At 69.4% G+C, this 25,304-nt stretch carries 23 protein-coding genes and 1 riboswitch; of the genes, 9 read left to right on the top strand and 14 right to left on the bottom strand.

Features of this window, described 5'->3' with window-relative positions; all coding sequences use genetic code 11:
* Positions 1–43: 43 nt before the first annotated feature.
* From thiG to thiO, 3 genes are read right to left on the bottom strand one after another with little or no spacing between them, the layout of a single operon-like run.
* Positions 44–808, bottom strand: a complete 765-nt coding sequence (thiG, locus tag ACWEKS_RS20845; protein WP_452341608.1) for a thiazole synthase — start codon at positions 806–808, stop codon at positions 44–46.
* Positions 801–1,013, bottom strand: a complete 213-nt coding sequence (gene thiS / locus ACWEKS_RS20840) for a sulfur carrier protein ThiS (RefSeq protein ID WP_354843470.1) — start codon at positions 1,011–1,013, stop codon at positions 801–803. Before thiS ends, thiG begins: the two co-directional genes overlap by 8 nt.
* On the bottom strand, positions 1,010–2,095 hold the full coding sequence (gene thiO / locus ACWEKS_RS20835) for a glycine oxidase ThiO (RefSeq protein WP_452341607.1): 1,086 nt from the start codon (positions 2,093–2,095) through the stop codon (positions 1,010–1,012). Before thiO ends, thiS begins: the two co-directional genes overlap by 4 nt.
* Before the next feature lie 153 nt (positions 2,096–2,248).
* On the opposite strand from thiO, the gene thiE reads away from it, so the two are divergent.
* Positions 2,249–2,950: a thiamine phosphate synthase gene (gene thiE / locus ACWEKS_RS20830; RefSeq protein WP_452341606.1), complete on the top strand. Its 702-nt coding sequence runs from the start codon at positions 2,249–2,251 to the stop codon at positions 2,948–2,950.
* Here thiE and ACWEKS_RS20825 read toward each other — a convergent pair whose 3' ends face one another.
* Positions 2,951–5,134, bottom strand: a complete 2,184-nt coding sequence (locus tag ACWEKS_RS20825; RefSeq protein WP_452341605.1) for a molybdopterin-containing oxidoreductase family protein — start codon at positions 5,132–5,134, stop codon at positions 2,951–2,953.
* 3 nt (positions 5,135–5,137) lie between these two features.
* Positions 5,138–5,812, bottom strand: coding sequence for an NUDIX domain-containing protein (locus ACWEKS_RS20820; protein WP_452341604.1), 675 nt, complete (start codon positions 5,810–5,812; stop codon positions 5,138–5,140).
* A gap of 156 nt (positions 5,813–5,968) precedes the next feature.
* Here ACWEKS_RS20820 and ACWEKS_RS20815 point away from each other — a divergent pair, with 156 nt between their 5' ends.
* The 3 genes from ACWEKS_RS20815 to ACWEKS_RS20805 are packed head-to-tail and all read left to right on the top strand — an operon-like array spanning position 5,969 to position 10,706.
* A complete protein-coding gene (locus ACWEKS_RS20815) occupies positions 5,969–7,300 on the top strand; it encodes a hypothetical protein (protein ID WP_452341603.1) in 1,332 nt (443 codons plus the stop codon).
* Complete coding sequence (locus ACWEKS_RS20810; RefSeq protein ID WP_452341602.1) at positions 7,297–8,283, top strand: glutamate ABC transporter substrate-binding protein; 987 nt, start codon at positions 7,297–7,299, stop codon at positions 8,281–8,283. The genes ACWEKS_RS20815 and ACWEKS_RS20810 overlap by 4 nt, the downstream gene beginning before the upstream one ends.
* Before the next feature lie 2 nt (positions 8,284–8,285).
* Positions 8,286–10,706 (top strand): tetratricopeptide repeat protein, encoded by a 2,421-nt coding sequence (locus ACWEKS_RS20805; protein ID WP_452341601.1) that lies wholly within the window; start codon positions 8,286–8,288, stop codon positions 10,704–10,706.
* A 209-nt stretch (positions 10,707–10,915) separates the two neighbouring features.
* Here ACWEKS_RS20805 and ACWEKS_RS20800 read toward each other — a convergent pair whose 3' ends face one another.
* The 3 genes from ACWEKS_RS20800 to fgd form a co-directional block, all read right to left on the bottom strand.
* Positions 10,916–12,112 carry an acetate kinase gene (locus tag ACWEKS_RS20800; protein ID WP_452341600.1) on the bottom strand — a complete coding sequence of 399 codons (1,197 nt, stop codon included), beginning with the start codon at positions 12,110–12,112 and terminating at the stop codon, positions 10,916–10,918.
* A complete protein-coding gene (gene pta / locus ACWEKS_RS20795) occupies positions 12,112–14,190 on the bottom strand; it encodes a phosphate acetyltransferase (RefSeq protein WP_452341599.1) in 2,079 nt (692 codons plus the stop codon). The genes ACWEKS_RS20800 and pta overlap by 1 nt, the downstream gene beginning before the upstream one ends.
* A gap of 123 nt (positions 14,191–14,313) precedes the next feature.
* Positions 14,314–15,321 (bottom strand): glucose-6-phosphate dehydrogenase (coenzyme-F420), encoded by a 1,008-nt coding sequence (gene fgd / locus ACWEKS_RS20790; protein ID WP_452341598.1) that lies wholly within the window; start codon positions 15,319–15,321, stop codon positions 14,314–14,316.
* A 298-nt stretch (positions 15,322–15,619) separates the two neighbouring features.
* Here fgd and ACWEKS_RS20785 point away from each other — a divergent pair, with 298 nt between their 5' ends.
* Positions 15,620–16,378, top strand: a complete 759-nt coding sequence (locus tag ACWEKS_RS20785) for an HAD-IIA family hydrolase (protein WP_379429045.1) — start codon at positions 15,620–15,622, stop codon at positions 16,376–16,378.
* Here ACWEKS_RS20785 and ACWEKS_RS20780 read toward each other — a convergent pair whose 3' ends face one another.
* The 5 genes from ACWEKS_RS20780 to ACWEKS_RS20760 form a co-directional block, all read right to left on the bottom strand.
* A complete protein-coding gene (locus ACWEKS_RS20780) occupies positions 16,379–16,840 on the bottom strand; it encodes a MarR family winged helix-turn-helix transcriptional regulator (protein WP_452341597.1) in 462 nt (153 codons plus the stop codon).
* Positions 16,837–17,475: a type 1 glutamine amidotransferase family protein gene (locus ACWEKS_RS20775; protein ID WP_452341684.1), complete on the bottom strand. Its 639-nt coding sequence runs from the start codon at positions 17,473–17,475 to the stop codon at positions 16,837–16,839. The genes ACWEKS_RS20780 and ACWEKS_RS20775 overlap by 4 nt, the downstream gene beginning before the upstream one ends.
* A gap of 145 nt (positions 17,476–17,620) precedes the next feature.
* Positions 17,621–18,835: an O-succinylhomoserine sulfhydrylase gene (locus ACWEKS_RS20770; RefSeq protein WP_452341596.1), complete on the bottom strand. Its 1,215-nt coding sequence runs from the start codon at positions 18,833–18,835 to the stop codon at positions 17,621–17,623.
* 34 nt (positions 18,836–18,869) lie between these two features.
* Complete coding sequence (locus ACWEKS_RS20765) at positions 18,870–19,292, bottom strand: rhodanese-like domain-containing protein (protein WP_452341595.1); 423 nt, start codon at positions 19,290–19,292, stop codon at positions 18,870–18,872.
* Positions 19,293–19,306: 14 nt separating this feature from the next.
* Positions 19,307–19,422: riboswitch (SAM riboswitch) on the bottom strand.
* A 62-nt stretch (positions 19,423–19,484) separates the two neighbouring features.
* Positions 19,485–19,931, bottom strand: a complete 447-nt coding sequence (locus tag ACWEKS_RS20760; RefSeq protein ID WP_452341594.1) for an Rv0361 family membrane protein — start codon at positions 19,929–19,931, stop codon at positions 19,485–19,487.
* Positions 19,932–20,218: 287 nt separating this feature from the next.
* Between ACWEKS_RS20760 and ACWEKS_RS20755 the strand changes: the two genes are divergently transcribed.
* From ACWEKS_RS20755 to ACWEKS_RS20745, 3 genes are all read left to right on the top strand, one after another.
* Positions 20,219–21,610 carry an FAD-dependent oxidoreductase gene (locus ACWEKS_RS20755; protein ID WP_452341593.1) on the top strand — a complete coding sequence of 464 codons (1,392 nt, stop codon included), beginning with the start codon at positions 20,219–20,221 and terminating at the stop codon, positions 21,608–21,610.
* Between the two features lie 67 nt (positions 21,611–21,677).
* On the top strand, positions 21,678–22,550 hold the full coding sequence (locus ACWEKS_RS20750; protein WP_452341592.1) for an amidohydrolase family protein: 873 nt from the start codon (positions 21,678–21,680) through the stop codon (positions 22,548–22,550).
* A 108-nt stretch (positions 22,551–22,658) separates the two neighbouring features.
* Complete coding sequence (locus tag ACWEKS_RS20745; protein WP_452341591.1) at positions 22,659–23,756, top strand: CaiB/BaiF CoA transferase family protein; 1,098 nt, start codon at positions 22,659–22,661, stop codon at positions 23,754–23,756.
* Positions 23,757–23,837: 81 nt separating this feature from the next.
* On the opposite strand, the gene ACWEKS_RS20740 is transcribed toward ACWEKS_RS20745, so the two are convergent.
* Positions 23,838–24,374, bottom strand: coding sequence for a YceI family protein (locus tag ACWEKS_RS20740; protein ID WP_452341590.1), 537 nt, complete (start codon positions 24,372–24,374; stop codon positions 23,838–23,840).
* Positions 24,375–24,477: 103 nt separating this feature from the next.
* Here ACWEKS_RS20740 and ACWEKS_RS20735 point away from each other — a divergent pair, with 103 nt between their 5' ends.
* Positions 24,478–25,299, top strand: coding sequence for an MmyB family transcriptional regulator (locus tag ACWEKS_RS20735; protein ID WP_452341589.1), 822 nt, complete (start codon positions 24,478–24,480; stop codon positions 25,297–25,299).
* Positions 25,300–25,304: the final 5 nt, after the last annotated feature.

Here is a 25,304-nt window from a genome sequence, read left to right as displayed (position 1 = left end):
CTCGGTCAAGAACCAAACGCGCCGCGAACCAGAGTGCGGCGCTTCAGAATCCGGGCGAGGAGGCTTGGGCCCAGAAGCGCTTGGGGATTCGACCCGCCTGCCGCGCCAGCCATCCGCCCTCGACCGCGCGGGCCATGGCGGCGGCCATCAGCGCGGGCTGCCGGGCGCGGGTGACCGCGGTGGCCAGCAGGACCGCCGAGCAGCCGAGTTCCATTGCCAGCGCGGCATCACTGGCGGTGCCGATGCCCGCGTCGAGGATGACCGGCACGCCCGCGGCGGCCACGATCATCTCGATATTGTGCGGATTGCCGATACCCAGACCGGTGCCGATCGGCGAGCCCAGGGGCATGACCGCAGCACAGCCGGTGTCCTCGAGGCGCTTGGCCAGCACCGGGTCGTCGGTGGTGTAGGGCAGCACGGTGAAGCCGTCGTCCACCAATTGCTCTGCGGCGGCAACCAATTCGATGGCGTCGGGCAGCAGGGTGCGCTCGTCGGCGATGACTTCCAGCTTCACCCAATCGGTTTCGAGAGCCTCGCGGGCCAGCTGAGCGGTGAGCACGGCCTCGGCGGCCGTGCGGCAGCCGGCGGTATTGGGCAGCGGGGCGATCTCCAGCCGCTTGAGCAGGTCCAGCACGCCGGTGCCGCCCGCGGCGTCCACCCGGCGCATGGCGACCGTGGTCAGCTCGGTGCCCGAGGCGACCAGGGCCTCCTCCAGCACGGCCAGATTCTCCGCGCCGCCGGTGCCCATGATGAGCCGGGAGCCGAACTCGCGGCCCGCGATGACCAGCGGTTCGATCGCGCTAGCCACCCTGCACCGCCGTCAGTACCTCGATCTCCCAGCCGCGGCCGACCGGCTCGTCCCAGCGGGACTTGGGGAACACCGCGCCGTCGATGGCCAGCGCCACGCCCTGGCACGGCAGGTTCAGCCGTTCCAGCAGCTGCCGGATGGTGAGCTCGTCGGGGAAAACATGATCCTCGCCATTGACGGTGACGCCGACCGGAATTGCGGTCATCGGACTCCTCCTGGGTGAAACGGTGCGGCGGTGGTGAACCGGCGCGGGTCCGCGGCGCGCGCCTCGGGCAGCTCGGTGTCGGCGAGCAGCGCCAGGACGGCGTCGGCGGTGACCGGGGTGTCGAGAATGCCGTTGCGGCCGTGTCCCGCGGCCACGATCACCCGCTCGTCCAGGTAACCGATCAGCGGCAGATTGTCGGGCGAGCCCGGGCGCGAACCCGCGATGGCCTCGGCGAATTCGTACTCGCCGATACCCGGCAGCACGGCCTCGGCATCGGTGACCAGGTCGCGGACACCGGCGACGGTGACGGCGTTGTCGAACCCGACTTCGTATTGTGTTGCACCCAGCACGATTCCGTCACGCCGCGGCACAAGATATATGGGCCGGCCGTGCACCCGGGCCCGGACCACGCGGGCGGGCACGGGCGGGGCGCTGGGGCGGCGGCGCAGGCGCAGGATCTCGCCCTTCACCGGGCGGACCGGCAGACCGGGCCACAGGTCGGCGGCCGCGGCGCCGGTGGCGAGCACGATGCGATCGTGCGGCAGGCCCGCCGGCGACTCCACCGGCTCCGCACGGAACTCGACTCCGGCCGCGGCACAGGCGGTTCGGAGCGCGGTCACCAGGGCGCGATTGTCCACGGCGGGTTCGGCGACGGCGAGCAGTCCGGCGCGCACGCCGCGGCCCAGGCCGGGTTCGGCGGCGCGCACCCCGGCGCGGTCCAGCAGGCGCAGTTCATGGCCGCGGGCATTCACCCAGTCGGCGATGGTGCGCAGGTCGGCGGCATCGGCGCCGTCCAGGGCGACGGTCAGGGTCTGATCGGCGACGAAGACATCGGTGCCGGTGACGGCCCGCAGCTCGGCGGCGAAACCGGGCCAGCGGATCAGGGAGGCGGCGCCGAAGGCGAGAGCGGCGTCCTCACCGGGCCAGCCCTCCGAGAGCGGGGCGAGCATGCCGCCCGCCACCCAGGAGGATCCGGAGCCCACGGCCGGGTCGAAGAGGGTGACGGTCCAGCCCGCTCCGGCGGCACGCCAGGCTACCGAAAGTCCGATCACACCGCCGCCGACGACGGCCAGAGTCCGCATGTGAATCCACCTAACTCATCCCGGCATCCGCGGGACCTGCATATATATCGGGCGAAACAGTGGACTCGGCGGGAGCGTCGCGCGGCTGCACGCCGGGTGCGCTCCCTCGGGTCGTTTCGACTCGAACACCGTAGCGCGACTACCGTCGAGGCTGTGCAACCCTCCCACCCGAACCGGCCCGCCACCCCACGGGAACGCCTCGCCACCGCGCGGCTGTACCTGTGCACCGACGCCCGCCGGGACCGGGGTGACCTGGCGGAGTTCGCCGAGGCGGCCCTGGCCGGCGGCGTCGACATCATCCAGCTGCGGGACAAGGGCTCGCCCGGGGAGAAGCAGTTCGGGCCGCTCGAGGCCAAGGCCGAACTGGGTGCGCTGGCCGAGCTGAAGGCCGCCGCCCGTCGCCACGGCGCCCTGGTCGCGTGCAACGACCGCGCCGATATCGCGCTCGCGGCCGGGGTGGATGTGCTGCACCTGGGCCAGGGCGACCTGCCGCCCTGGTACGCGCGGCAGATCCTGGGCGGCGAGGTGGTGCTGGGCCGCTCCACGCACAATCGCGCGCAGGCCGGACTGGCCGCGGTGGACGAGCACATCGACTACTTCTGCACCGGGCCGGTGTACGCCACCCCGACCAAGCCGGGCCGCACCCCGGCGGGCATCGACCTGGTCCGGTCCACCGCCGATTCGCACACGCACCGGCCGTGGTTCGCCATCGGCGGCATCGACGCCCGCAGCCTGCCCGAGGTGCTGGACGCGGGCGCGACGCGAATCGTGGTGGTGCGGGCCATTACCGAGGCCGACGATCCGGCGGCCGCCGCCCGCGCCATCAAGCAGCGGATCCTGGAGAACGACCGCTAGCTAGCCGACCGGGTCGAGTCGGATCGGGACGCCGTTCAGGTTGGACATGCCCGCGAGGCGTTCCACATCGGCGAGATCGGTGGACATCAGGTCGTTCACGTTCGCGCCCCCGGCGGCATTGGCGCGCTGCCAGCCGCCGTCGTGCCCCCAGCCGTGCGGAATGGCCACGGTGCCCTCGGTCATGTCCTCGGTGAGCCGGGCGGTCACCTCGATGGCGCCGTGCGCGGAGGTGACCCGGCAGCGGTCGCCGTCGGAAATGCCCGCCATCGCCGCGTCTTTGGGATTGATGCGGGCGGCGTGCTCGCGGTCGCCGCGCATGAGCGGCTCCGCATTGTGCATCCACGAGTTGTGGGATTTCAGTTCGCGCAGGCCGATGACGCGCAGCGGATAGGCCGGATCGGCCGGCCGCGCGCTGAGGGTGCGCAGTTCGCCGATGATCTCGTCCGGGTCCAGCCGCACGCGGCCCCCCTGGTGCCGCACCACGTTCCGCAGCACCCCGGTGGCGATGCTGTCGGCGAGCACCACCCCGTGCGGGTGACGGCGCAGCATGCGCAGGCTGAGGCCATTGCGGCGCAGGCCGAATCGGTCGCCGTAGGGGCCGGTGCGCAGGGCCAGGTCGGCCAGCAGGGTCGGGGTGGGGCGGGCGGAGCCGAGGCCCGGGACGCGGCGGCGCAGGACGCTCAGCAGGCGACCGGCCGGGCGGGCCGGGCCGACGGCGAAGGGCTGCACGCCGATCCGGGTCGCGATGGCGTCGATGATCCGCCATTCCTCGCGAGCCTCCCCGTACGGTTCGACGACCCGCTCGGTGTACTGGGTGTACGGCGTCGGGGAGAACGCGGTGAACGGCAACGGAATGTCGTCGCGCTCCAGGAAGGTGGTCGCCGGGAGGATGTAGTCGGCCATCCGGTTGGTGTCGTTGACATATATGTCCATGGAAACGAACAGGTCCAGTTCGGTGAGCGCGGCGGCCAGTTCGCGGCCGTTGGGCACCGAGGAAACCGGATTGCCCGCCGAGGTGAACAGGGCACGCAGCTGCCCCGGGCCGGGCGTGGTGATCTCCTTGGCCATGATGGCGGCCGGGAAGGTGCCCAGCACGTCCGGGAATCCGCCGATGCGGGAATGGTTCTTGCCGTAACCGGCGAAACCGAGGCGGGCGCTCAGCTCGGAGACCGCCACCAGTTCCTTGCCGAAGACCGAACCGCCCGGCCGGTCGAGGTTTCCGGTCACCAGGGACAGGACGTCGATGAGGAAGGCCACCAGGGTCGCGTGCCTGCCCAGGCAGGTGCCGGTGCGGCCATAGACCGCGGCGGATTCGGCACGGGCCAGATCGCGGGCCAGGGCGCGCACCCGATCGGGTTCGAGGCCGGTGACCTCGGCGGTGTATTCGGGCGTGAAACGCGCTACGGCTGACCGTAATTCACCTGCGCCGCCGGCCTGGCGGCGCAGTGCCCCGGCGTCTTCCAGACCCTCGTCGAAGATCACCTGCAACAGGGCGGCCAGCAGCCAGGCGTCACCGTCCGGTCGCACGCCGACGTGCTCGAACAGCTTGGCGGTCTCGGTGTTTCGCGGGTCGACCACCACCACCCGCCCGCCCCGCTTCGTGATGGCGGTCAGCTTCTCGCGGATACGCGGCGCGCTCAGCACACTGCCGTGTGAGACAAGGGGATTCGCGCCCAGCATGAGCAGGAAATCGGTGCGGTCCAGATCGGGCACCGGCACGGTGGTGAGGGAGCCGTAGAGCAGCTCGCTGGCCACGAAGCGGTTGTTGATGTCCTGGGAACCGGCCGAATACACATGCTTCAACCCGGCGGCCAGCTGGAAGCCCACCATCCACAGGGTGTGTGAATAGGAGAAGGAGGACGGATTACCGAAATACCAGCCGAGACTTTCGATTCCGTGCTCGCGGATGAGCCCGCGCAGGCGTGCGCCGATCTCGTCCAGCGCCGTGTCCCAGGAGACCCGTTCGAACGCGCCGGCGGCCGTGCGCCGCAAGGGATACAGCACCCGGTCGGGATCGTTCTGGATCTCGGTGAAGGCGATGCCCTTGGGGCAGGCGTTGCCGCGGGAGAGCGGATGGTCCTTGTCGGCGCGCAGGCGCACCAGCTTCCCGTCCTCGACGGTGGCGATCAGCCCGCAGAGGGGCTCACAGATCCGGCAGTAGGTGGGGACCTCGCGCGTTGTCACGCCTCAAGACAACACCTGATCCAGAGTGAGGAACAACACATTTCCGGCCAAATCGGTCTGTTCCGTGACCGATTCGGGCGCGCCGATGCGGGCGGTGCGGCCGATCCCGCCGCCATTCGAATGCAGCCAGAGGAATCCCTGACCGGCCAGATCCAGGGTGCGCGGCAACGCGGCCGCCACCACGCCGGTATCGGCGATTCCCTCGAGACTGATCAGGGTGGGCGTGGCGCGCAGGGCGGGCCAGGCCGCGGCGAAGCCGGGGTGCAGCGGCCGGTCCTCGACCTCGTCCTCGGGCACCCAGATCAGGTTCTGACTCTCCTGGTTGCCGCGGGTGCGCAGCTGATCGGCGGCATCGGCGATGACGGTGGTGTAGGTCCAGCCACTGGGCGCGGTCGCGGTCACGCGGGATCCGCGCACCCGGATCGAGCCGGGCGCGATGCCCGCCTCCTCCTCGGCCTCGCGGACGGCCGCGTGCACGCTGGTCTCGTGGGAGTCGCGGGCTCCGCCGGGCAGCGCCCAGGTGCCGCCCTGATGGGTCCAGGCGGCCCGATGATGCAGCAGGACTGCAGATCCGCCGCCGGCCAGCGGGGCGCGCAGCAACAGTCCGGCAGCGCCGAAACGACCCCACTGGCGGGTGCCATCCGGACTCTCCGCCCACCCGTCCCCATCACCACGCATCTTCGCAATCCCATCGTCCGACCGCACTGCCGTGCACAGCCCCCGCTCAGCGGAGCAGACCGCGGGGATTCCCGCGTCACAGCGGCGGTACGTCCACAATAAGCTCATCCGGCAGCAACAAGTCGGTCGTTCGATATCGGTCAGTAGGAGGTGAGGATGGCTCGCACCGAGGAATTGCGGCTCGCGGAGCTGTCCCCGCGCACTGCCGCGGCGGCCTGGCGCGAACGCTTCGCGACCACCGAACTGCGCAGTTTCGCCCGGTCCTCCCCGGCCAAACTGATCGCCATCGGGCTGGTCCTGCTGAGCCTGTGCGTGGCGGCCGGCATCGTGACCGACACCGCGGTGACCAACCGGCAACACGCCCTGGACGTCCTGCTGGATCAGTCGGAGCCCGATGCCTATTCGGCGCAGCGGCTCTACACCTCGCTGTCGGTGGCCGACGCCTCGGCCGGTGCCGCCTTCATTTCCGGTGGGCTGGAACCGAAGCCGGTGCGTGACCGGTACAACCAGGCGATCGGCGAGGCCGCGGCCGAACTGGTGATCCAGTCCAATCGCAGTGACGGGGACACGGATACGCAGCTGCGCAGCGGCATCGCCACCGGGCTGCCGGTGTACACCGGCGTCATCGAGACCGCGCGGGTCGACAACCGCGCCGGGGAGCCGGTGGGCGCGGCCTATCTGAGCGAGGCGTCCAACCTCATGCAGGGAACGCTGCTGCCGATGGCGCAGGAACTGCAGGAGCACCGGTCCACCGCCATCACCGCCACCCAGCACACCCACGTGCGCCCGCCCTGGCCCGCCATCCTGCTGCCGCTGCTGGTGGTGGCGGCGCTGATCGCGGCACAGCTGTTCCTGTACCGGCGCTGGCACCGGGTGCTCAATCTCGGGCTGCTGCTGGCCACCGGGACCATGGTGGTGCTGCTGGCCTGGACGGTGATCGCGGGCATCATCTCCGCGGTGGACACCACCCACGCCCGCGACCAGGGCAGCACCCCCACCACGGCGCTCACCCAGAGCCGCATCCTGGCCCAGCAGGCTCGCACCGCGGAAACCCTCAAGCTGGTGCGCCGCGACACCAGCGCGGACTACGACAAGGCCTACGACCAGGCCATCGACAAACTGCGAAACATCCTGTCCGGCTATCGAACCGACGCGCCCGGCGCGAGCGACGTGCAGACCGCGGCGGCCGCCCTGGACCGCTGGCGGGCCGCGCACCAGCGCATGAACGACGCATTGTCCAAGGGCGACTTCATCGGCGCGGCCGCGGTCGCCACCGGGCCGGGCGCCAACGAGGCCGCCGCTCAGACCGACGCGCTGGACCGCGCGCTCGGCGACGGCATCGCCGACACCCGGGACATGCTGCGCACCGACACCTCGCACGCCGCCCGCACGCTGGACCTGCTCGGACCCGGGGCGCTGGTGCTGAGCACCGCCGCCGCCGTGCTGATCGCGGCCGGTCTCTGGCCCCGACTGCGGGAGTACCGATGACCCGAAGACCCGTCCGCTCCCTGACTCTCGCGGCCCTGGCCGCGGCCGTGGCCTGCACGGCCGCCTGCGGGGACACCAGTCCCCCGCCGCCCGCGCCCTCGACCCGGGTGCCCAGCTATGTCGAGCCGCCACTGCCGTCGGGAGCCGTTGCGGCACAGACCCAGAGCGCGCCGCCGCCGGAGGTGACCGACTGCGGTGACCCGACCGCGAGCCTGCGGCCCAATGGCACCAGGAGCGGGCCGGACATCGACGCCATCCGGGCGCGGGGGCGGCTGCTGGTGGGCCTGGACCCGGGCAGCAATCTGTTCAGCTTCCGGGACCCGGCCAGCGGCACGCTCGCCGGATTCGATGTGGAGATCGCCCGCGAGGTGGCCCGGGACCTGCTGGGCGATCCGGGGGCGCTGGAGTTCCGGATCCTCGGCTCCGCCGACCGTGAGCGGGCGCTGCAGGAGCACACCGTGGACGTGGTGGTGAAGACCATGACCATCAATTGTGAACGGCGGCAGACGGTTACCTTCTCCACCTCGTATCTGCAGGCGCATCAGCGCGTGCTGGCCGTGCGCAACTCCGGCATCAACGGACTGACAGATCTGGCGGGCAAACGGCTGTGCCTGGTCAACGGCACCACCTCCCTGGACCTGATCCGGCGCTCGCAGCCCGCCGCGTCCATCCTCACCGTGCCCACCTGGGCCGACTGCCTGGTGGTGCTGCAGCAGCGGCAGGTGGACGCGGTGAGCACCGACGACACCGTGCTGGCCGGGCTGGCCGAGCAGGATCCGGCCACCGAGGTGGTGGGACCCAACCTGAGCACCGAGCAGTACGGGATCGGCATCTCCAAGGGCGCGGACGATCTGGTCCGCTTCGTCAACGGCACCCTGGAACGCATTCGCGCGGACGGGACCTGGAACCGGCTCTATCGCCGCTGGCTGGTGACCGAGCTCGGCGACGCCGCCATTCCGCCGCCCCCGAGGTATCAGGACTGACGATGACCACACCCGAGCAGCCCGAGGGGACGCAGGCGGTCGCGCGCACCGAGTTGACCGTGGGGCCGTACTGGCCCGCCCGGACCGAGCTGACCACGCGGCACGCACCGGCCGACGACGACGGCGCGGGCACCCGGCCCGCCGAGCGCACCGAGCCGACGCCGCGCGCGGAATTCCCCGGCACGGAGCCGACCGCCGTGGAACCGGAAATCCCGGTGGCGCCGGGTGTTTCGAGCGCCGAGGGCGAGCCGCGCACCCCGACCCGGCCCTCCCAGCGCACCGCCCGCATGACCCGCCCGCGCCCCGCGGTGCGGCGGCTCGGGGCCGGACTGGTGCCGATCCCGGCGGTGGAGCCGGTGGATCCGGAAGCCGCCGTGCTCGACGATCCGGTGGTGGCCGAGGGGCGGCGGTTCTGCTGGCGGTGCGGCAAACCGGTCGGGCGGGCCACCCCGACCCGGGTGTCCACCACCGCGGGCAGCTGCCGGACCTGCGGCGCGCCTTACGATTTCCGGCCCTCGCTGTATCCCGGCGACCGGGTGACGGGCCAGTACGAGATCCAGGGCTGTATCGCGCACGGCGGTCTGGGCTGGATCTACCTGGCCATCGATCGCAATGTGAGCGACCGCTGGGTGGTGCTCAAGGGCCTGTTGCACGCCGGTGACGCCGAGGCGCAGGCGGTCGCGCTGGCGGAGCGGCAGTTCCTGGCCGAGGTCGCGCACCCGAGCATCGTGAAGATCCACAACTTCGTGGAGCACCCGGGGCCGGACGGGACGCCGATCGGCTACATCGTCATGGAGTACGTGGGCGGGCATTCGCTGCGCGATCTGCTCGATCACCATGCGCCCGACCGCATGCCGGTCGCCGAGGCCATCGCCTACCTGCTGGAAATCCTTCCGGCCCTGGACTATCTGCATTCGGTGGGGCTGGCCTACAACGACCTCAAGCCCGACAACATCATGATCACCACCGACCGGGTGGAACTCATCGACCTGGGCGCGGTCACCCAGTTCGAGGCATACGGAAACCTGTACGGCACCAGGGGATTCCAGGCGCCCGAGATCGCGCACACCGGGCCGACGGTGGCCTCCGACATCTACACCGTGGGCCGTACGCTGGCCGTGCTCACCCTGCACCTGCCGATGGAGCGCGGCGCCTACGTCGACGGCATCCCGGATCCGAAGGAGCAGCCGGTGCTGGCCCGGCACCCGTTCCTCTACCGGCTGCTGTTGCGCGCCACCCACCCGGACCCGGAGCGCCGCTTCCCCTCCGCGCGGCTGCTGGCCGCGCAGCTCACCGGGGTGCTGCGGGAGATCCTGGCCGTCGAGACCGGCACCGAGCATCCGCAGCTGTCCACCCTGTTCAGCCCGCCGCGCACCAGCTTCGGCACCGGCGAGCTCATCGCGCAGACCGACGGCATCATCGACGGCGTCCCCCGCGACACCCTGCTGCAACCCCGCGATGTGGTGGCGGCGCTGCCGGTGCCCATCATCGATCCGGGCGACCCGTCCGCGCCGCTGCTGGCCGGGGCCGCGCATCCCGAACCCCGGCACTCTCTCGACGAACTGCGGCACGCCCGCCAGCGCGCGTCGGCCGAACCCGGCGGTGCGCCCGAGACCTTCGAACTGGAGGTGACGCTGGCCGAGGCCCGCGCCCACCTGGACCTCGACGAGCCCGCGGCCGCCCGCATGCTGCTGGCCCGGCTCACCGACGAACCGCTGCCGCCGGCCCCGGACTGGCGCATCGACTGGTACCTGGGCCTGACCGAGCTGCTGGAACTGGAGTACGAGCGCGCTTTCGCCCGCTTCGACGCCGTGCTGGAGGCGCTGCCCGGCGAGATCGCGCCCAAGCTGGCGCTGGCCGCTACCGCGGAACTCATTCTCCAGCACTGGGATTCGCCCGATCCCGAGGAATGGCGGTCCTACGCCGAGAACTACTACGCCACCGTGTGGCGCACCGATCGGGGCGTGGTGAGCGCGGCCTTCGGCCTGGCCCGCCAGCTGGCCGCGGCCGGGAACATCACCGCCGCCGTGCACGCGCTGGATCAGGTGCCGCCCGCCTCACGGCATTACGCGGAGGCCCGGATGACGGCCATTCTCATGCTGCTGACCTGCGCGCCCGCCGCGGAGCTGGACGAGTCGACGCTGCGGGTGGCGGCGGCGCGGGTGCAGGATCTGCCGCCCGGCGAGGGACGCGCGGCCCAGCTGCGGATTCTCACCCTGGGGGTCGCGCTGGGCTGGGTGCAGGCCGGGAAGCTGCCGAAATCGGTCGGCTCCAAGCTGTTCGGGTCACCGTTCACCGAGCGGGATCTCCGGCGCGGCATCGAGACCGGCCTGCGCGGCCTGGCCCGCTCCGCGCCCGAACGCACCCACCGGTACGCGCTGGTGGATCTGGCCAACGCGGTGCGCGCCAAATCCTGGTTCTGAAAAACCGGAAGAGTCCCGTGTCGCCCGCGGCGGTCACAGAGGCAGTCTGCGAACCACGGGGCCGGCGAGGGAATTTCGGCCCCTACCACGGTTGTGCGTGGTGCGACACGGGTTCCGGTGGACCGGGCGAACCGGATCCGGTGACCACCATGCCAGGCCGATCATGATGTTTTCGTGAAGTCCGAATCGCTGTGCGGGTGCCGTGGCGTTCAGCCGACCAGATCGGCGGCGGCGCGGGCGATGGCGAGTTCCTCGTTGGTCGGGACCACCAGCACCGACACGTCCGAGTCGTCGGTCGAGATGCGCCGGGCCGTACGGTCTTTCGCGGTGTTCCGGTCGGCGTCGATGCGAATCCCGTACCGCTCCAGTCCCGCCAGCGACTCGGCGCGCACCTTGGCGTCGTTCTCGCCGACACCGGCGGTGAAGGTGATGGCGTCCACCTTCCCCAGCTCGATCAGGTAGGCGCCGATGTAGCGCCGCAGCCGGTGGATGTAGACGTCGAACGCCAATTTCGCGGTCGGATGGCCGGTTTCGATGAGGCGGCCGAGCTCCCGGAAGTCATTGACACCGGAGATGCCCTTGATCCCGGAGTTCCGGTTGAGCAGGGCGTCCACATCGTTCACATCCATGTCCGCCGTGCGGATGAGGTGGAAGATGATCCCCGGATCCAGATCCCCGGACCGGGTTCCCATGACCAGGCCCTCCAGCGGGGTCAGGCCCATGGAGGTGTCCACCGCCTGCCCGGCCCGAATGGCCGAGGCCGACGCGCCGTTGCCGAGGTGCAGCACGATCTGGTTGAGCTCGGTTCTGTCCTTTCCCAGGAAGGCCGCGGCCTGGCCGGACACGTAATCGTGCGAGGTGCCGTGGAAACCGTACTTGCGAACACCGTGCGCCGCCGCGATTTCCGCGTCGATGGCGTAGGTCTTCGCCGCGGCGGGCAGATTGTGGAAGAAGGCGGTGTCGAACACCGCGACCTGCGGCACCTCCGGCAGCAGCGCGCGCGCCGACTCGATGCCGATGACATTGGGCGGATTGTGCAGCGGCGCAAGGGAGGACAGGTCGGCGATGGCCTGCACCACCGCGTCGGTGATGAGCGTCGGCTGGTAGAAGACCTCACCGCCGTGCACCACCCGATGCCCGACCGCGGCCAGATCCGCGTGCGCCAGATCCTGGCCGCTCGCGCTGAACAGATCGAACACCACCCGCAGGCCCTGCGCGTGATCGGCGATGGGCCCCTGATATTCGAAGGTCTTCTCGCCCGAGGTGTGTTCGACGGTCACCCCATCCGGCTCGACCGCCTCGCCGATGCGCTGCACCACGCCCTGCGCGCACACATCGGCGGTCGCCGGATCGAGCAGCTGATATTTGATGGACGAGGATCCGGAATTGATCACCAGAACCTTCATCACGCCTCCTGCTGAGCCTGAATCGCGGTGATCGCGACGGTGTTCACGATGTCCGCGACCAGCGCGCCCCGCGACAGATCATTGACCGGCTTGCGCAGACCCTGCAGCACCGGGCCGATGGCGACGGCCCCGGCGCTGCGCTGCACCGCCTTGTAGGTGTTGTTGCCGGTATTGAGGTCCGGGAAGATGAAGACCGTCGCCTGGCCCGCCACTTCGGAATTCGGCAGCTTGGTCTTGGCCACCGTGGGCTCGATCGCGGCATCGTATTGAATCGGCCCCTCCACCAGCAGTTCCGGCGCCCGCTCGTGCACCAGCTTGGTGCCGGCGCGCACCTTGTCGACGTCCGCGCCGGACCCCGACTCGCCCGTGGAATAGGAGAGCATGGCCACGCGCGGATCGATGCCGAACTGGACGGCGGTGCGGGCGGAGGAGATGGCGATATCGGCCAGCTGGTCGGAGGTCGGGTCCGGCACCACGGCGCAGTCGCCGTACACCAGCACCCGGTCGGCCAGACACATGAGGAAGACGCTGGACACGGTGGACACGCCCGGCTCGGTCTTGATGATCTCGAAGGACGGGCGGATGGTGTGCGCGGTGGTGTGCGCCGCGCCCGACACCATGCCGTCGGCGACCCCCATGTGCACCATCATGGTGCCGAAATACGAGATGTCACTCATGAATTCGCGGGCGCGGTCCACCGTCATGCCCTTGTGGGCACGCAGGCGGGCGTACTCCTCGGCGAATTCGTCGCGCAGCGGGCAGGTCTTGGGATCGAGCACCTCGGCGGCCTCGATGTCCACGCCGAGCTCGGCGGCACGGCCGCGCACCGCAGCCTCGTCGCCGAGGATGGTCAGGTCGGCGATCTTGCGCTGCAGCACCCGGCCGGCCGCGCGCAGAATGCGGTCGTCGTCGCCCTCGGGCAGCACGATGCGCTTGCGGTCGTTGCGGGCGCGGTCGATGAGCTGGTACTCGAACATCTGCGGGGTGACGATGTTCGGGATGGGAATCTCGATCTGCCGCAGCAGTTCCCGCGGATCGACCCGCTGCTCCATGAGGGCCAGCGCGGTGTCCACCTTGCGGATACTGGACAGCGAGACGCGGCCGCGGGTGAGCGCGGTGGCCTTGGCGGTCTCGAAGGTGCCGAGGTCGGTGGCGACGATGGGCAGCTTGGGTTTGAGGCCCGCCATCAGTCGCGCGATGGACGGCTCGGGCAGCATGCCGCCGTTCATGATGATGCCGGCCAGCGACGGAAAGCCCTCCGCCTCATGGGCGTTCACCAGCGCGAGCAGCACGTCGGAGCGGTCACCGGGGGTGATGACGGCGACGCCGTCGGCGAGGCGTTCCAGAATGTGCTCGGCGGTCATGCCGCCGACGATCACCTCGAGCGCCTCGCGCTGCATGAGTTCCGGGTCGCCGCTGTAGAGTTCGCCGCCGATCGCCTCGCGCAGCTCCTCCATGGTGGGCGCCTGCAGCAGCGGTACCTCGGGCAGCGCCCAGGACGGCACGGTGCAGACCTGCTTCAGGGCGGCGGCGTCGGCTTCCAGCTGCCCGGGCTCGCACCGGTTGGCGATCACCGCCACCAGCTTGGCGTGCTCGGCCGCCAGCTCGGCGCGGCACAGCTCCACCAGCTGGCCCAATTCCTCGGGGGTGCGGCCCATTCCGCGCACCACCAGCAGTACGGGCGCGCCGAGGTTCACCGCGATGCGGGCGTTGTAGCGCAGTTCGCTGGGGCTGGCGACATCGGTGTAGTCCGAGCCGATGACGAGCACGGCGTCGCACTGCTTGGCGACCGCGTGGTACCGCATGACGATCTCGCTGATCGCCGCGTCGGGATCCTCGTGCACCTGTTCGTAGGTGACGCCGATGGCCTGGTCGTAGTCGACGTCGGAGGTGGAGTGCTCGAGCAGCAGCTCGAGAATGTAGTCGCGCCCGGTCGCGGACCTGGTGATCGGCCGGAACACGCCCACTCGCGGCGTGGTGGCCGCGAGGGCCTGCAGGACACCGAGCGCCACCGTCGACTTGCCGGTGTCGCCCTCGGGGGACGCGATGTACACACTGGAAACCGGTGTGGCAGCCATGGGCGAAAGCCTACCGACCGTTATGGGCTGATTTCCGCGCGTACCCGGTTACCCGGCCGCGAATATTCGGGGACGGACGCCCGCGAGGGTCGCCCGTCCCCGTAGGTCACCGCGTGAACCGACTCAGAGGGCGCGCAGGCGGGGCGCCAGATCGCGCTGGAACAGATCCAGGAACCGGCGCTGATCATGACCGGGCGCGTGGAAGACCAGGTGGTTCAGGCCCGCGTCCAGGTACGGCTTGATCTGCTCGACCGCCTGGTCCGGATCGCTGGCCACGATCCAGCGCTTGGCGATCTGCTCGATCGGCAGCGCGTCGGCGGCCGCCTCCATCTCGATGGGATCGGTGATGGAGTGCTTCTGCTCCGCGGTCAGCGAGAGCGGGGCCCAGAAGCGGGTGTTCTCCAGTGCCAGAACGGGATCGGTGTCGTAGGAGATCTTGATCTCGATCATGCGGTCGATGTCGTCGACGGAGCGGCCGGCCTTGGCGGCGCCCTCCGCGACGGCGGGCATCAGCTTCTCGGTGTAGAGATCCATGCCCTTGCCGGAGGTGCAGATGAAACCGTCACCGGCGCGGCCGGCATAGCGGGCCACCAGCGGGCCGCCCGCGGCGATGTAGACCGGGATGCCGCCCTTGGGCACGTCGTAGATCGAGGCGCCGACGGTCTTGTAGTACTGGCCGTCGAAGTCGATCCGCTCGCCCGTCCACAGGGCGCGCATGAGATCCACGGACTCGCGCAGGCGCGCGAAACGCTCCTTGAACTCAGGCCATTCGCCCTGGAATCCGGTGGCGATCTCGTTCAGCGCCTCACCCGAGCCGACGCCGAGCATGATGCGATCCGGGTACAGGCAGCCCATGGTGGCGAACGCCTGCGCGATGACCGCGGGGTTGTAGCGGAAAGTCGGGGTCAGCACCGAGGTGCCGAGCTGAATGCGCTTGGTGCGCTCGCCCACCGCGGCCAGGAAGGCCAGCGAGAACGGGGCGTGCCCGCCATTGTGCCGCCACGGCTGGAAATGGTCGGAGACGGTGGCGCTGTCGAGGCCGTGCGCCTCCGCTTCCACCGCGAGCTCCACCAGTTCGCGCGGGCCGAACTGTTCCGCGGACGCCTTGTAACCGAGCTTGAGGTCTTTCACCTGGGCACTCCTGTCGCCTTGCTGCGCTCGAGCTGTGCGGGCCAACCTCCCGCACGACCGCCGCGACACCGGGCATCGCGAACGGTCCTACTTCGCACGATAGGTCAGCGGTGAAACGCGGTGCGGCAGGGGTCACACCCAAGGGATCGAACCCCGGGTGGGCGGACGGTATTCCGGGGATAAAACCGGTCGGGCGGTCGGCAAGAGCAGGAATATATGAGCGTTCGGTTCCGGGATAGCGGAGAATGTGCGCGTGACCAACTCGAGCGCTGAACCGATCCTCTCCTATCTGACCGACATGGACGGCGTCCTCGTGCACGAGAATCACATGGTGCCCGGGGCCGATCAGTTCCTCGCCGAACTGCGCGACAACGACATTCCGTTCCTGGTGCTCACCAACAATTCGATCTACACCGCGCGCGACCTGCAGGCCCGGCTCAGGCACACCGGCCTCGATATTCCGGTCGAGTCCATCTGGACCTCCGCCCTCGCCACCGCGACCTTCCTCAACGACCAGCGCCCAGGCGGCACCGCCTACGTGGTCGGCGAATCCGGCCTCACGACCGCGCTGCACGAAATCGGTTACGTTCTCACCGATTCCGACCCGGACTACGTGGTGCTCGGTGAAACCCGCACCTACTCTTTCGAAGCCATCACCACCGCCATCCGGCTGATCTCCGCGGGCGCGCGCTTCATCGCCACCAACCCGGACGCCACCGGCCCGTCCCGCGAAGGCATCCTTCCGGCCACCGGCTCCGTCGCCGCCCTCATCACCGAGGCCACCGGCCGCAAGCCCTACTACGTCGGTAAACCCAACCCACTGATGATGCGATCGGCGTTGCGCCGCATCGGTGCCCACTCCCAGTCCACCGTCATGATCGGCGACCGGATGGACACCGACGTCATCTCGGGCCTGGAGGCGGGCATGCGGACCATCCTGGTCACCACCGGCATCTCCACCCCGGCCCTGGTCGAGCAGTTCCCGTACCGCCCGACCACCATCCTGCCGTCGGTGGCCGCCCTGGTCGGCAAGACCAAGGACCCGTTCGCGCTGTAGTCAGGCCATGCCCGTCGCGTCGCCCTCGAGCGCGTCGAGGGCGCCCGACAGGGTCGTCAGCGCGTCCACGATGTGGGCGAGCTGCTCGATACCCAGCTGCGCCACAAGCCGTTTCGCCATGGCCGCGTGCTGTGGGTCGATCCGCCGCACCGCGTCGTGACCCGCCTCGGTGATGGCCACCAGCTTCGCGCGCCGATGCGCCGGATTGGGGCGGTATTCCACGAATCCCTTGTCCGCCAGCACATCCGCGATGCGCTGCACGCTCTGGCGGGTGATACCCATTTCGCGGGCGATACCGGCCACCGGGAGCGGTTCGTGCAGAATCGCGCCGAGCACCTGCCACCACGCGACCGTGATCCCGGACGGCTTGGCCAATTCCTCTGCGATCGAGAGGAATTGGCCGTTCAGCTTGAACGAGGTGACGGCCGCCGCCCCGAACAGCTGCTGCGCGGTGCGGGTCATTGCGCGGCCGCCGCGCGCTGCTGCTCGTACTCGAACAACGCGTAGAAGCCCGCGGGATCATTGTCTCCGTACAGCCGGTACCAGGACTCCAGCACGTGCGGCTCGTAGATACCCAGGCGCGCGAAGATCTCGCGGGCGAAATCGACCGGTCGGGTGCCGGTCGCGGTGATCAGGTCACCGTCGGTGACCGCGGTCGCCTGCACATAGTGCTCGCCACCCGAATATCCGCTGTAGGCAAGATATCCCGCGTCATTGCTGGTGTGCCGCCGATCGTCCAGCAGGCCCTCCTGCGCCAGCCCGAACGTCGCGCCGCAGATCGCCGCCACCGGCACCCCGGCCGCCAGAAACTCCCGGGCCTTGCGCGCGAAGGCCGCCGGCGTCTCGGGATGCTGCTCGGTTTCGAGTCCCGGCAGGATCAGCATGGCGCTGTCGGCGGGCTTCAGCTCATCGAGGACCAGATCGGGCAGGACCCGCATGCCGCCCATCGAGGTGATCGGCGCGGCGCCGAGGGCGACCGTCTTCACCTGCCAGGTTCCCGGCTCGCGGTGCCAGAGTTCGCGATTGATGTGTGCGGTCGCATGCCCGACCTCCCAGTCCGAGAAGGTGTCGTACACGGCCATGTGGACTGTTTTCATCATGACAGCATGCTGTCATGTTTGACAGCATGCTGTCAAACAAGGCTCGACGGCTCTAAGGGCTGCTTCCGAATCCCCGTCGGCCCCTGAGCACGAAAAGGGCCGGAACCCAGTGGGTTCCGGCCCTTTTCGAATACTCGTCGGATCAGCTCAGCGCCTGGTCCAGGTCATTGAGCAGGTCCTCCACATCCTCGAGTCCGATCGAGATGCGGAGCACGCCATCGGTGATCCCCACGGCCGCACGACCTTCCGGGCCCATCGCCCGGTGGGTGGTGGTGGCCGGATGCGTGATCAGCGTCTTCGCATCGCCGAGGTTGTTGGAGATGTCGACGATGCGCAGGCGGTTGAGCACCTCGAAAGCGCGCTTCTTGGCCTCGTTCTCCGACGCCTTCAGCTCGAAGGTGATCACCGTGCCGCCGCCGGACATCTGACGCTTGGCCAGCTCGTACTGCGGGTGCGAGGACAGGAACGGGTACTTCACCCACGCCACCGCGGGATGGGTCTCCAGGAACCCGGCGATCTTCAGCGCGGAGTCCACCGACTGGCGCAGGCGCAGCGGCATGGTCTCCAGACCCTTGAGCAGCGTCCACGCATTGAAGGGGCTCAGCGCCGGACCGGTGTGGCGCATCAGGTTCTTCACCGGGCCGTCGATGTAGTCCTGCGGTCCGAGGATCGCGCCGCCGAGGACGCGGCCCTGCCCGTCGATGTGCTTGGTGCCCGAGTACACGGTGATGTCCGCGCCCAGGTCGAAGCCGCGCTGTAGCAGCGGGGTGGCGAAGACGTTGTCCAGCACCACCTTCGCGCCCGCCGCGTGCGCGAGATCGGAGACCGCGCGCACATCGGTGAGGGTCTGCATGGGGTTGGAGGGGGTCTCGAAGAAGACGGCCTGGGTCGGCACCGACAGCGCCTGCTCCCACTGGTCCAGATCCTCGCCGTCGACGAAGACGGTCTCCACGCCCCAGCGCGGCAGGATCTCGTTGGCCACCACGAAGCAGGAGCCGAACAGGCTGCGTGCCGCCACCAGGCGGTCACCCGCGGCGAGCAGCGCGCCCAGCGCGGTGAACACCGCCGACATGCCGGAGGCCGTCGCGAAACAGGCCTCCGCGCCGTCGATCAGGCGCAGCCGCTCCTCGAACATGGCGACCGTCGGGTTGCCGTAGCGGGAGTAGACGAAGTGCTCGATATCGCCGGTGAAGGACGCCTCGGCCGCCTCGGCGCTCTCGTAGACGAAACCCGAATTGAGGAACAGCGCCTCGGAGGTCTCGTCGAAGCCCGAGCGCCGGGTGCCGCCGCGCACGGCCTGCGTAGCGGGGCCGACGCCCTCGGGGAGCGGTTTGTCGAAGGAACCACCGGTGATCATGATTGCCTCCCTGCGATCCGGCCGGACACGAAACTCATGACTGACGCCAGGGCAGGCCGTCGGCCCGCCAGCCGGTGCCGCCGCGATGCCCCTGACCGTCGAGCGCACCCTCGAAGCCGTCGACCACATTGAAGGCCGGGGCGATGCCGAGGGTGGTGGCGGCGGTGGCCGCGCCGATGGAGCGCTGTCCGGAGCGGCAGATGAAGATGACCGGCGCGACCGAGTCCTGGCCGCGATCGCCGAGCGCCTGCTTCAGCTGATCGGTGAAACGGGCATTGGGCGTGCCGGAGACGTCCACCCACTCGATCAGCGCGGTCGGCCGGCCGATGCCGCTGGTGTCGGGCACCCCGACGAACCGCCACTCGGCTTCGGTGCGCACATCCACCAGCACCGCATCGGGGTTGTCCCGCAACAGTTCCCACGCCTGCTTCGGCGTGATGTCACCCGCGTAGCTCACTTGTACCTCCTGTGAATCCGCACTTGCCGCACCGCTGTCCGATGCGAGGCCAGGTCGTCACCCGGAGCACCCCGCCGCGGAGGAGGGTTGCCGACCAGCCAGCCGGGGCTTGACGCTGGTACTCATGACCTGGGTTGAGAGTGCCGAAAAAACGGCCCCACTGTCAAACCCCGGCCGCGACTTCGGCCGTTGTCAGGAATTGCAGACCAACCAGCGGGAATTCTCCCGGGTGAAGTGCCAGGTCGAGGTGGTCTGGGCGCCGGAGACCGTGAAAGTGACCTGCGCCGTGGCCTTCTCGCCGTCGACGGCCGGGTCGGCCAGCTTGTCGAACGTGACGGTCGCCCCGGTCGCGGCCGCGCCCTTGAGCGGCGAGGCATTCTCGTCGAATCCCTTGCAGGACAGGGTCGGATCGTACTTGCCGGTCTCGCTACGGGACTTGATGAAGTTGCCCGCGGCCACCGCGAGCCGATCGGAATCTGTGACATTCTTCTCAACCGGCGAGACCAGCGTCGCGATCACGATGCCCAGGATCACGACCGCGATGACGCTCGCCGCGACCAGGAACGGCCACATGCTGCGGGCCTCGTTCTGATCGATCGGAACCGCTGTCTCCCCGGCTGTCTCCTCGGCGTCGCTCATGGGTAGATCATGCCTGGTCGCCGCCGTGCGCCCGGCACGGCGTTCCCACGGTTCGGGCCTCGGCATTCCCACAGTTCACGGCCCTGCGCGTGAAGGGCCTCGTGCGCCATCGATAGAATCAGCAGAATTTCCGCCCCAGGCGCGGGAATAGCAAGACTACGCAGCAACGCTGCAGCGTCGGGGGCCAACGGCGGTCACCGAAGCCAGGGCGTCAACTTAGCCTAAGCTAAGAACGACGGCTGAGTTTTGACGACAAGTTAGTTTCGACCCAAAGGGTGCGCGGAAGAATGACCGAACAGAGTGCAGCGACCCGCCCGCTACGCATTGCGATCGTGGGCGCAGGCCCGGCCGGTATTTACGCCGCCGATGCCTTGATGAAGTCCGATGCCGAGGTGAGCATCGACCTCTACGAGCGCATGCCCGCGCCCTTCGGCCTCATCCGCTACGGCGTCGCGCCCGACCACCCGCGCATCAAGGGCATCATCACCGCCCTGCACAAGGTCCTCGACAAGCCGCAGGTCCGCCTGCTGGGCAATATCGACTACGGCGTCGACATCACCCTCGAGGACCTGCGTCAGTTCTACGACGCCGTCATCTTCTCCACCGGCGCCAACGCCGACCGCGCCCTCGAGGTGCCGGGCATCGACCTCGACGGCTCCTACGGCGCCGCCGACTTCGTGTCCTGGTACGACGGCCACCCGGACGTGCCGCGCACCTGGCCGCTGGACGCGGAGAAGGTCGCCGTCCTCGGCGTCGGCAACGTCGCCCTCGACGTGGCCCGCGTGCTCGCCAAGACCGGCGACGAACTGCTGCCCACCGAGATCCCGCCGAACGTCTACGAGGGCCTGCAGGACAACAAGGCCCTCGAGGTCCACGTCTTCGGCCGCCGCGGGCCCGCCCAGGCCAAGTTCACCCCGCTCGAACTGCGCGAACTCGACCACTCCCCGACCATCGAGGTCATCGTCGACCCCGAGGACATCGACTACGACGAGGGTTCCGAGGCCGCGCGCCGCCACTCCAAGCAGGTCGACATGATCTGCAATACGTTGGAGCAGTGGGCCATCCGCGATGTCGGCGACCGCCCGCACAAGCTGTTCCTGCACTTCTTCGAGAACCCGTCGGAGATCCTCGGCGCCGACGGCAAGGTCGTGGGCCTGCGCACCGAGCGCACCCAGCTCGACGGCACCGGAAACTGCAAGGGCACCGGCGAATTCAAGGACTGGGACATCCAGGCCGTGTACCGCGCGGTCGGCTACCTGTCGCAGAACATCCCGCTGCTGCCCTTCGACGACCAGGCCGGCACCGTGCCCAACGAGGCCGGGCGCGTGCTCGTCGACGAGGACGCCGACGGCGCGGCTCGCTACATGCCCGCTACCTACGTGACCGGCTGGATCAAGCGCGGCCCGGTCGGCCTCATCGGCCACACCAAGGGTGACGCCAACGAGACCATCGCCTGCCTGCTCGACGACGCCGCGAACTTCACCCCGGCCGCGCGGCCGGAGCTGGAGGCGGTCACCGAATTCCTCGAGCACAGGGGCATCCCGTTCACCACCTGGGCCGGCTGGTACCGCCTCGACGCGCACGAGCGCGCCCTGGGCGAGCCGCAGGGCCGCGAGCGGGTCAAGGTCGTCGAGCGCGACGAGATGCTCGCCGCCTCCGAACCCGGCAAGGTTTCCTGACCAGCGCCAATCCGGCTGCCGGACAAGGTTGTCCACACATGTCACCGTTCTGAGGCATGCTGATCACGTGTTCGATGCCCATCTCCACATCTTCGATCCGCGGTTCCCGCTGGTCGAGAACGAGGGCTACCTGCCCGACCCGTACACCATCGCCGCTTATCGCAAGCGCATGTCCCGCTTCGATATCGACGGTGGCGCCCTGGTCAGCGGGTCGTTCCAGGGCACCGATCAGAGCTATCTGCTGGCCGCCCTCGCCGAACTCGGCGAGGGCTGGGTCGGTGTCACCAATCTGCACGTGGACGCCACCGACGACGAGATCCTCGAGCTGAACCGGGCCGGAGTGCGGGCCATCCGGTTCAATCTCAAGCGCGCGGGCGGCGACATCGTCGGGCTCACCATGCTGGCGCTGCGGGCCTACGAACTGGCCGGCTGGCATGTGGAGCTCTACATCGACGGGTCCATGCTGGGCTCGCTGGAACCGGTCATCACCAAGCTGCCCAAGCTGTCGATCGACCATCTGGGCATGTCCGACGACTGCCTGCCCTACCTGCTCAACCTGGTCGACCGCGGGGCCAAGGTGAAGGCCTCCGGCTTCGGGCGGGTGGCGATGAATGTGGGCTCGGCGCTGCGCAAGATCCACACCGTCAACCCCGAGGCCCTGATGTTCGGCACCGACCTGCCCGGCACCCGGGCCGGACGGCCGTTCCGCGACGCCGACATCTCGCTGCTCGCCGACGCCGTGGGCACCGATCTGCACCGGGTGCTCGAGGACAATGCCCGCGCGTTCTACGGGCTGCCCGCCAAGGAACGCCTGTTCGAGGACCCGAACCCGACCATGCGCCGGGCCGCGGGCGAAGCGCCCACCCTGCGGCTGCCGCGCTCGGAGCTTCCCGGACCCCCGCCCCCGCCCACCCTGCCGCTGCCGATCATCGATCGCTGACGCAACGGGCCACCCTGTGAGGGCCGCGGAGACTTCGCGTTATTGTCATACCGTCAACACCGGTGTGTGAGCCGGTGCGCAGGATTCGACGACGAACCGAGGTAGGGCGTGAGCACTCCATCCACCGCCAAGCAGGGCCCGCTCGCGGGCATCCGGGTTGTTGAACTGGCCGGCATCGGCCCCGGTCCGCACGCGGCACTGCTGCTCGCCGACCTCGGCGCCGACGTGGTGCGGGTGCAGCGGCCCGGCATGCTGCCCGGCTTCATGGAGCGTCCGCAGTGGCGCGGCCGCACCATCGTCGAGGCGAACCTGAAGGATCCCGCCGACATCGAGCAGGTGCTCGGGCTCATCGAGAAGGCCGACGTGCTGCTCGAGGGCTTCCGGCCCGGCGTCACCGAGCGCATGGGACTGGGCCCCGACGCGGCGCTGGAACGCAATCCGCGCCTGGTCTACGGCCGCATGACCGGCTGGGGCCAGTACGGCCCGATGGCCGACCGCGCCGGACACGACATCAACTACATCTCGCTCACCGGTGTGCTGAACGCCATCGGCCGCAAGGGCGAACGCCCCGTGCCGCCGCTGAACATGGTCGGCGACTTCGGCGGCGGTTCCATGTTCCTGGTCTTCGGCATTCTGGCCGCGCTGGTGGAACGCCAGAACTCCGGCAAGGGCCAGGTCATCGACGCCGCCATGATCGATGGCGCACTCGCGCTCTCACACATGATCTGGGGCATGAAGGGCGTCGGCCTGTGGTCCGACGAACGCGGCACCAACCTGCTCGACACCGGCATGGCCTTCTACGACACCTACGAGACCTCCGACGGCAAGTACATGGCCGTGGGCTGCATCGAGCCCCAGTTCTACGCGGAACTGCTGCAGGGCCTGGAGATCTCGCCCGAGGGCCTGCCCAACCAGCTCGACCCCAACGGCCAGGACCAGCTGCGCAAGCTGTTCACCGAGAAGTTCAAGACCAAGACCCGCGACGAGTGGTGGGCGATCTTCGAACACACCGACGCCTGCACCACCCCGGTCCTGACTTTCACCGAGGCCGAACAGAATCCGCACATCCAGGCCCGCACCGGCCTGATCGATATCGACGGCGTCGTGCAGCACGCCCCGGCCCCGCGCTTCTCGCGCACGCCGGCGGGCATCCCGACCCCGCCGCCGAACGAGGGCACCCCGATCGAAACGGTCTGGGCGGACTGACCTTCCGCGCACGGCCGAACGCCCCCTGTGGAATTCCACCGGGGGCGTTGACTTTTCCGATGCGGCGGGTAGCTCCCGGACTTACGGGGCGACGAGCTGGATGTCGAGCTCGATGGCGATCTTGTCGCTCAGCATGGCGTTGGGCATGCCCGGGGCGACGTCGAACTCGCTGCGCTTGATGGTGCCGGCGGCGGTGAAGCCGGCGTGCTCCTTGTTGTCCTGCGGGAAGACCTGCACGCCGCCCCACTCGACCTCGAGGGTGACGGGCTTGGTGATGCCGCCGATGGTGGCCTCACCGGTGACCTCGAACTCCGCGCTCAGAGCGACGGGCTCGGGGACGCGGAAGGTCAGGTGCGGGCGGTTGGCGACATCGAGGATGTCGGCGCTGCGGACGTGGCCGTCGCGCATCTCGTTGCCGGTGTCGAAGGAATCGAAGTAGATGGTGGCCTCGATGGCGGCCTCGCCGGCCTCGTTGACCACGAAGCCGGTCTCGAAGCGGTTGAAGCGGCCGCGGACCTTGGAGATGCCCAGGTGCTTCACGGTGAAGTTGACCGAGGAGTGAGCGGCGTCCAGGGTCCAGGAGCCGGGGGCGAGGGTGGTCTGCTCGGAAGTCGTCATGTCAACCAGTCTAAGTGGACTCCGGTCCGCTTATCCACACCGTGGTTATCCGGGGACTGCCAGGGCGCGGATAACGGAACCAGGACCAGGCAGTATGGAAAGGGTGTCCCGTTCCGAATTCGCCGAGTTCCTGATCGCCCGCCGCGCACAACTGCAGCCCGAGGACGTCGGACTGCCCGCCGGCCGGCGACGGCGCACACCCGGCCTGCGCCGCGAGGAGGTGGCCGCGCTCGCCGGTGTCAGCGCAGACTACCTGGCCCGCCTCGAGCAGGGACGCGACACCAACCCCTCCACCGCCGTGCTGGCCGCCCTCGCGGAGGCGTTGCGGCTCAACGAGATCGAGAAACACCACTTCGGCAAGCTGGCCCTCGGGCTGGAACAGAAGGCTTCCTGCCCCGCCTCCGGGCAGGCCCGGGAACAGGTCTCCGAGACCATTCAGGCGGTTATCGACGCCCTGCAGCCGACGCCCGCGCTGGTGCTCGGGCGCTGGCTGAACCTGCTCGCCGGAAACCCCTCCTTCCGCGCCTTCGCCGAACCCCTCGGCATGTTCGACGCGGAGGCGCACGGCAACTTCGCCATCTACGTCTTCGCCCATCCGGCCGCCCAGCAGACCTTCCTGAACTGGTCCGACGCCGCCGATATGGCCGCCTCGTCCCTGCGCGCCGCCGCCACCCGGTTCCCCGACGACCCCTCGGTCGAGGCCGTCGTCACCGCCCTGAACAGCTACCCGGAGTTCGAGCGACGCTGGCGCGAGCACCGGCTCACCGACTTCCGATCCCTCGTGCTGAAGATTCAGCACCCGGCCCGGGGTGCGGTCGAGGTGGAGGTCGAGACCCTGGATCCGGCCGCCGACCAGACCGTCATGGTCTGGCTGGTCGACCGCCGCCAGGCCCGCACGCCCGGATTACGGCTGGTCAACGAATAAAACCG

Source organism: Nocardia sp. NPDC004711 (assembly GCF_053601595.1).
Note: the sequence above shows the minus strand (reverse complement) of the source record. Positions and strands in the feature narration are given on the sequence as shown.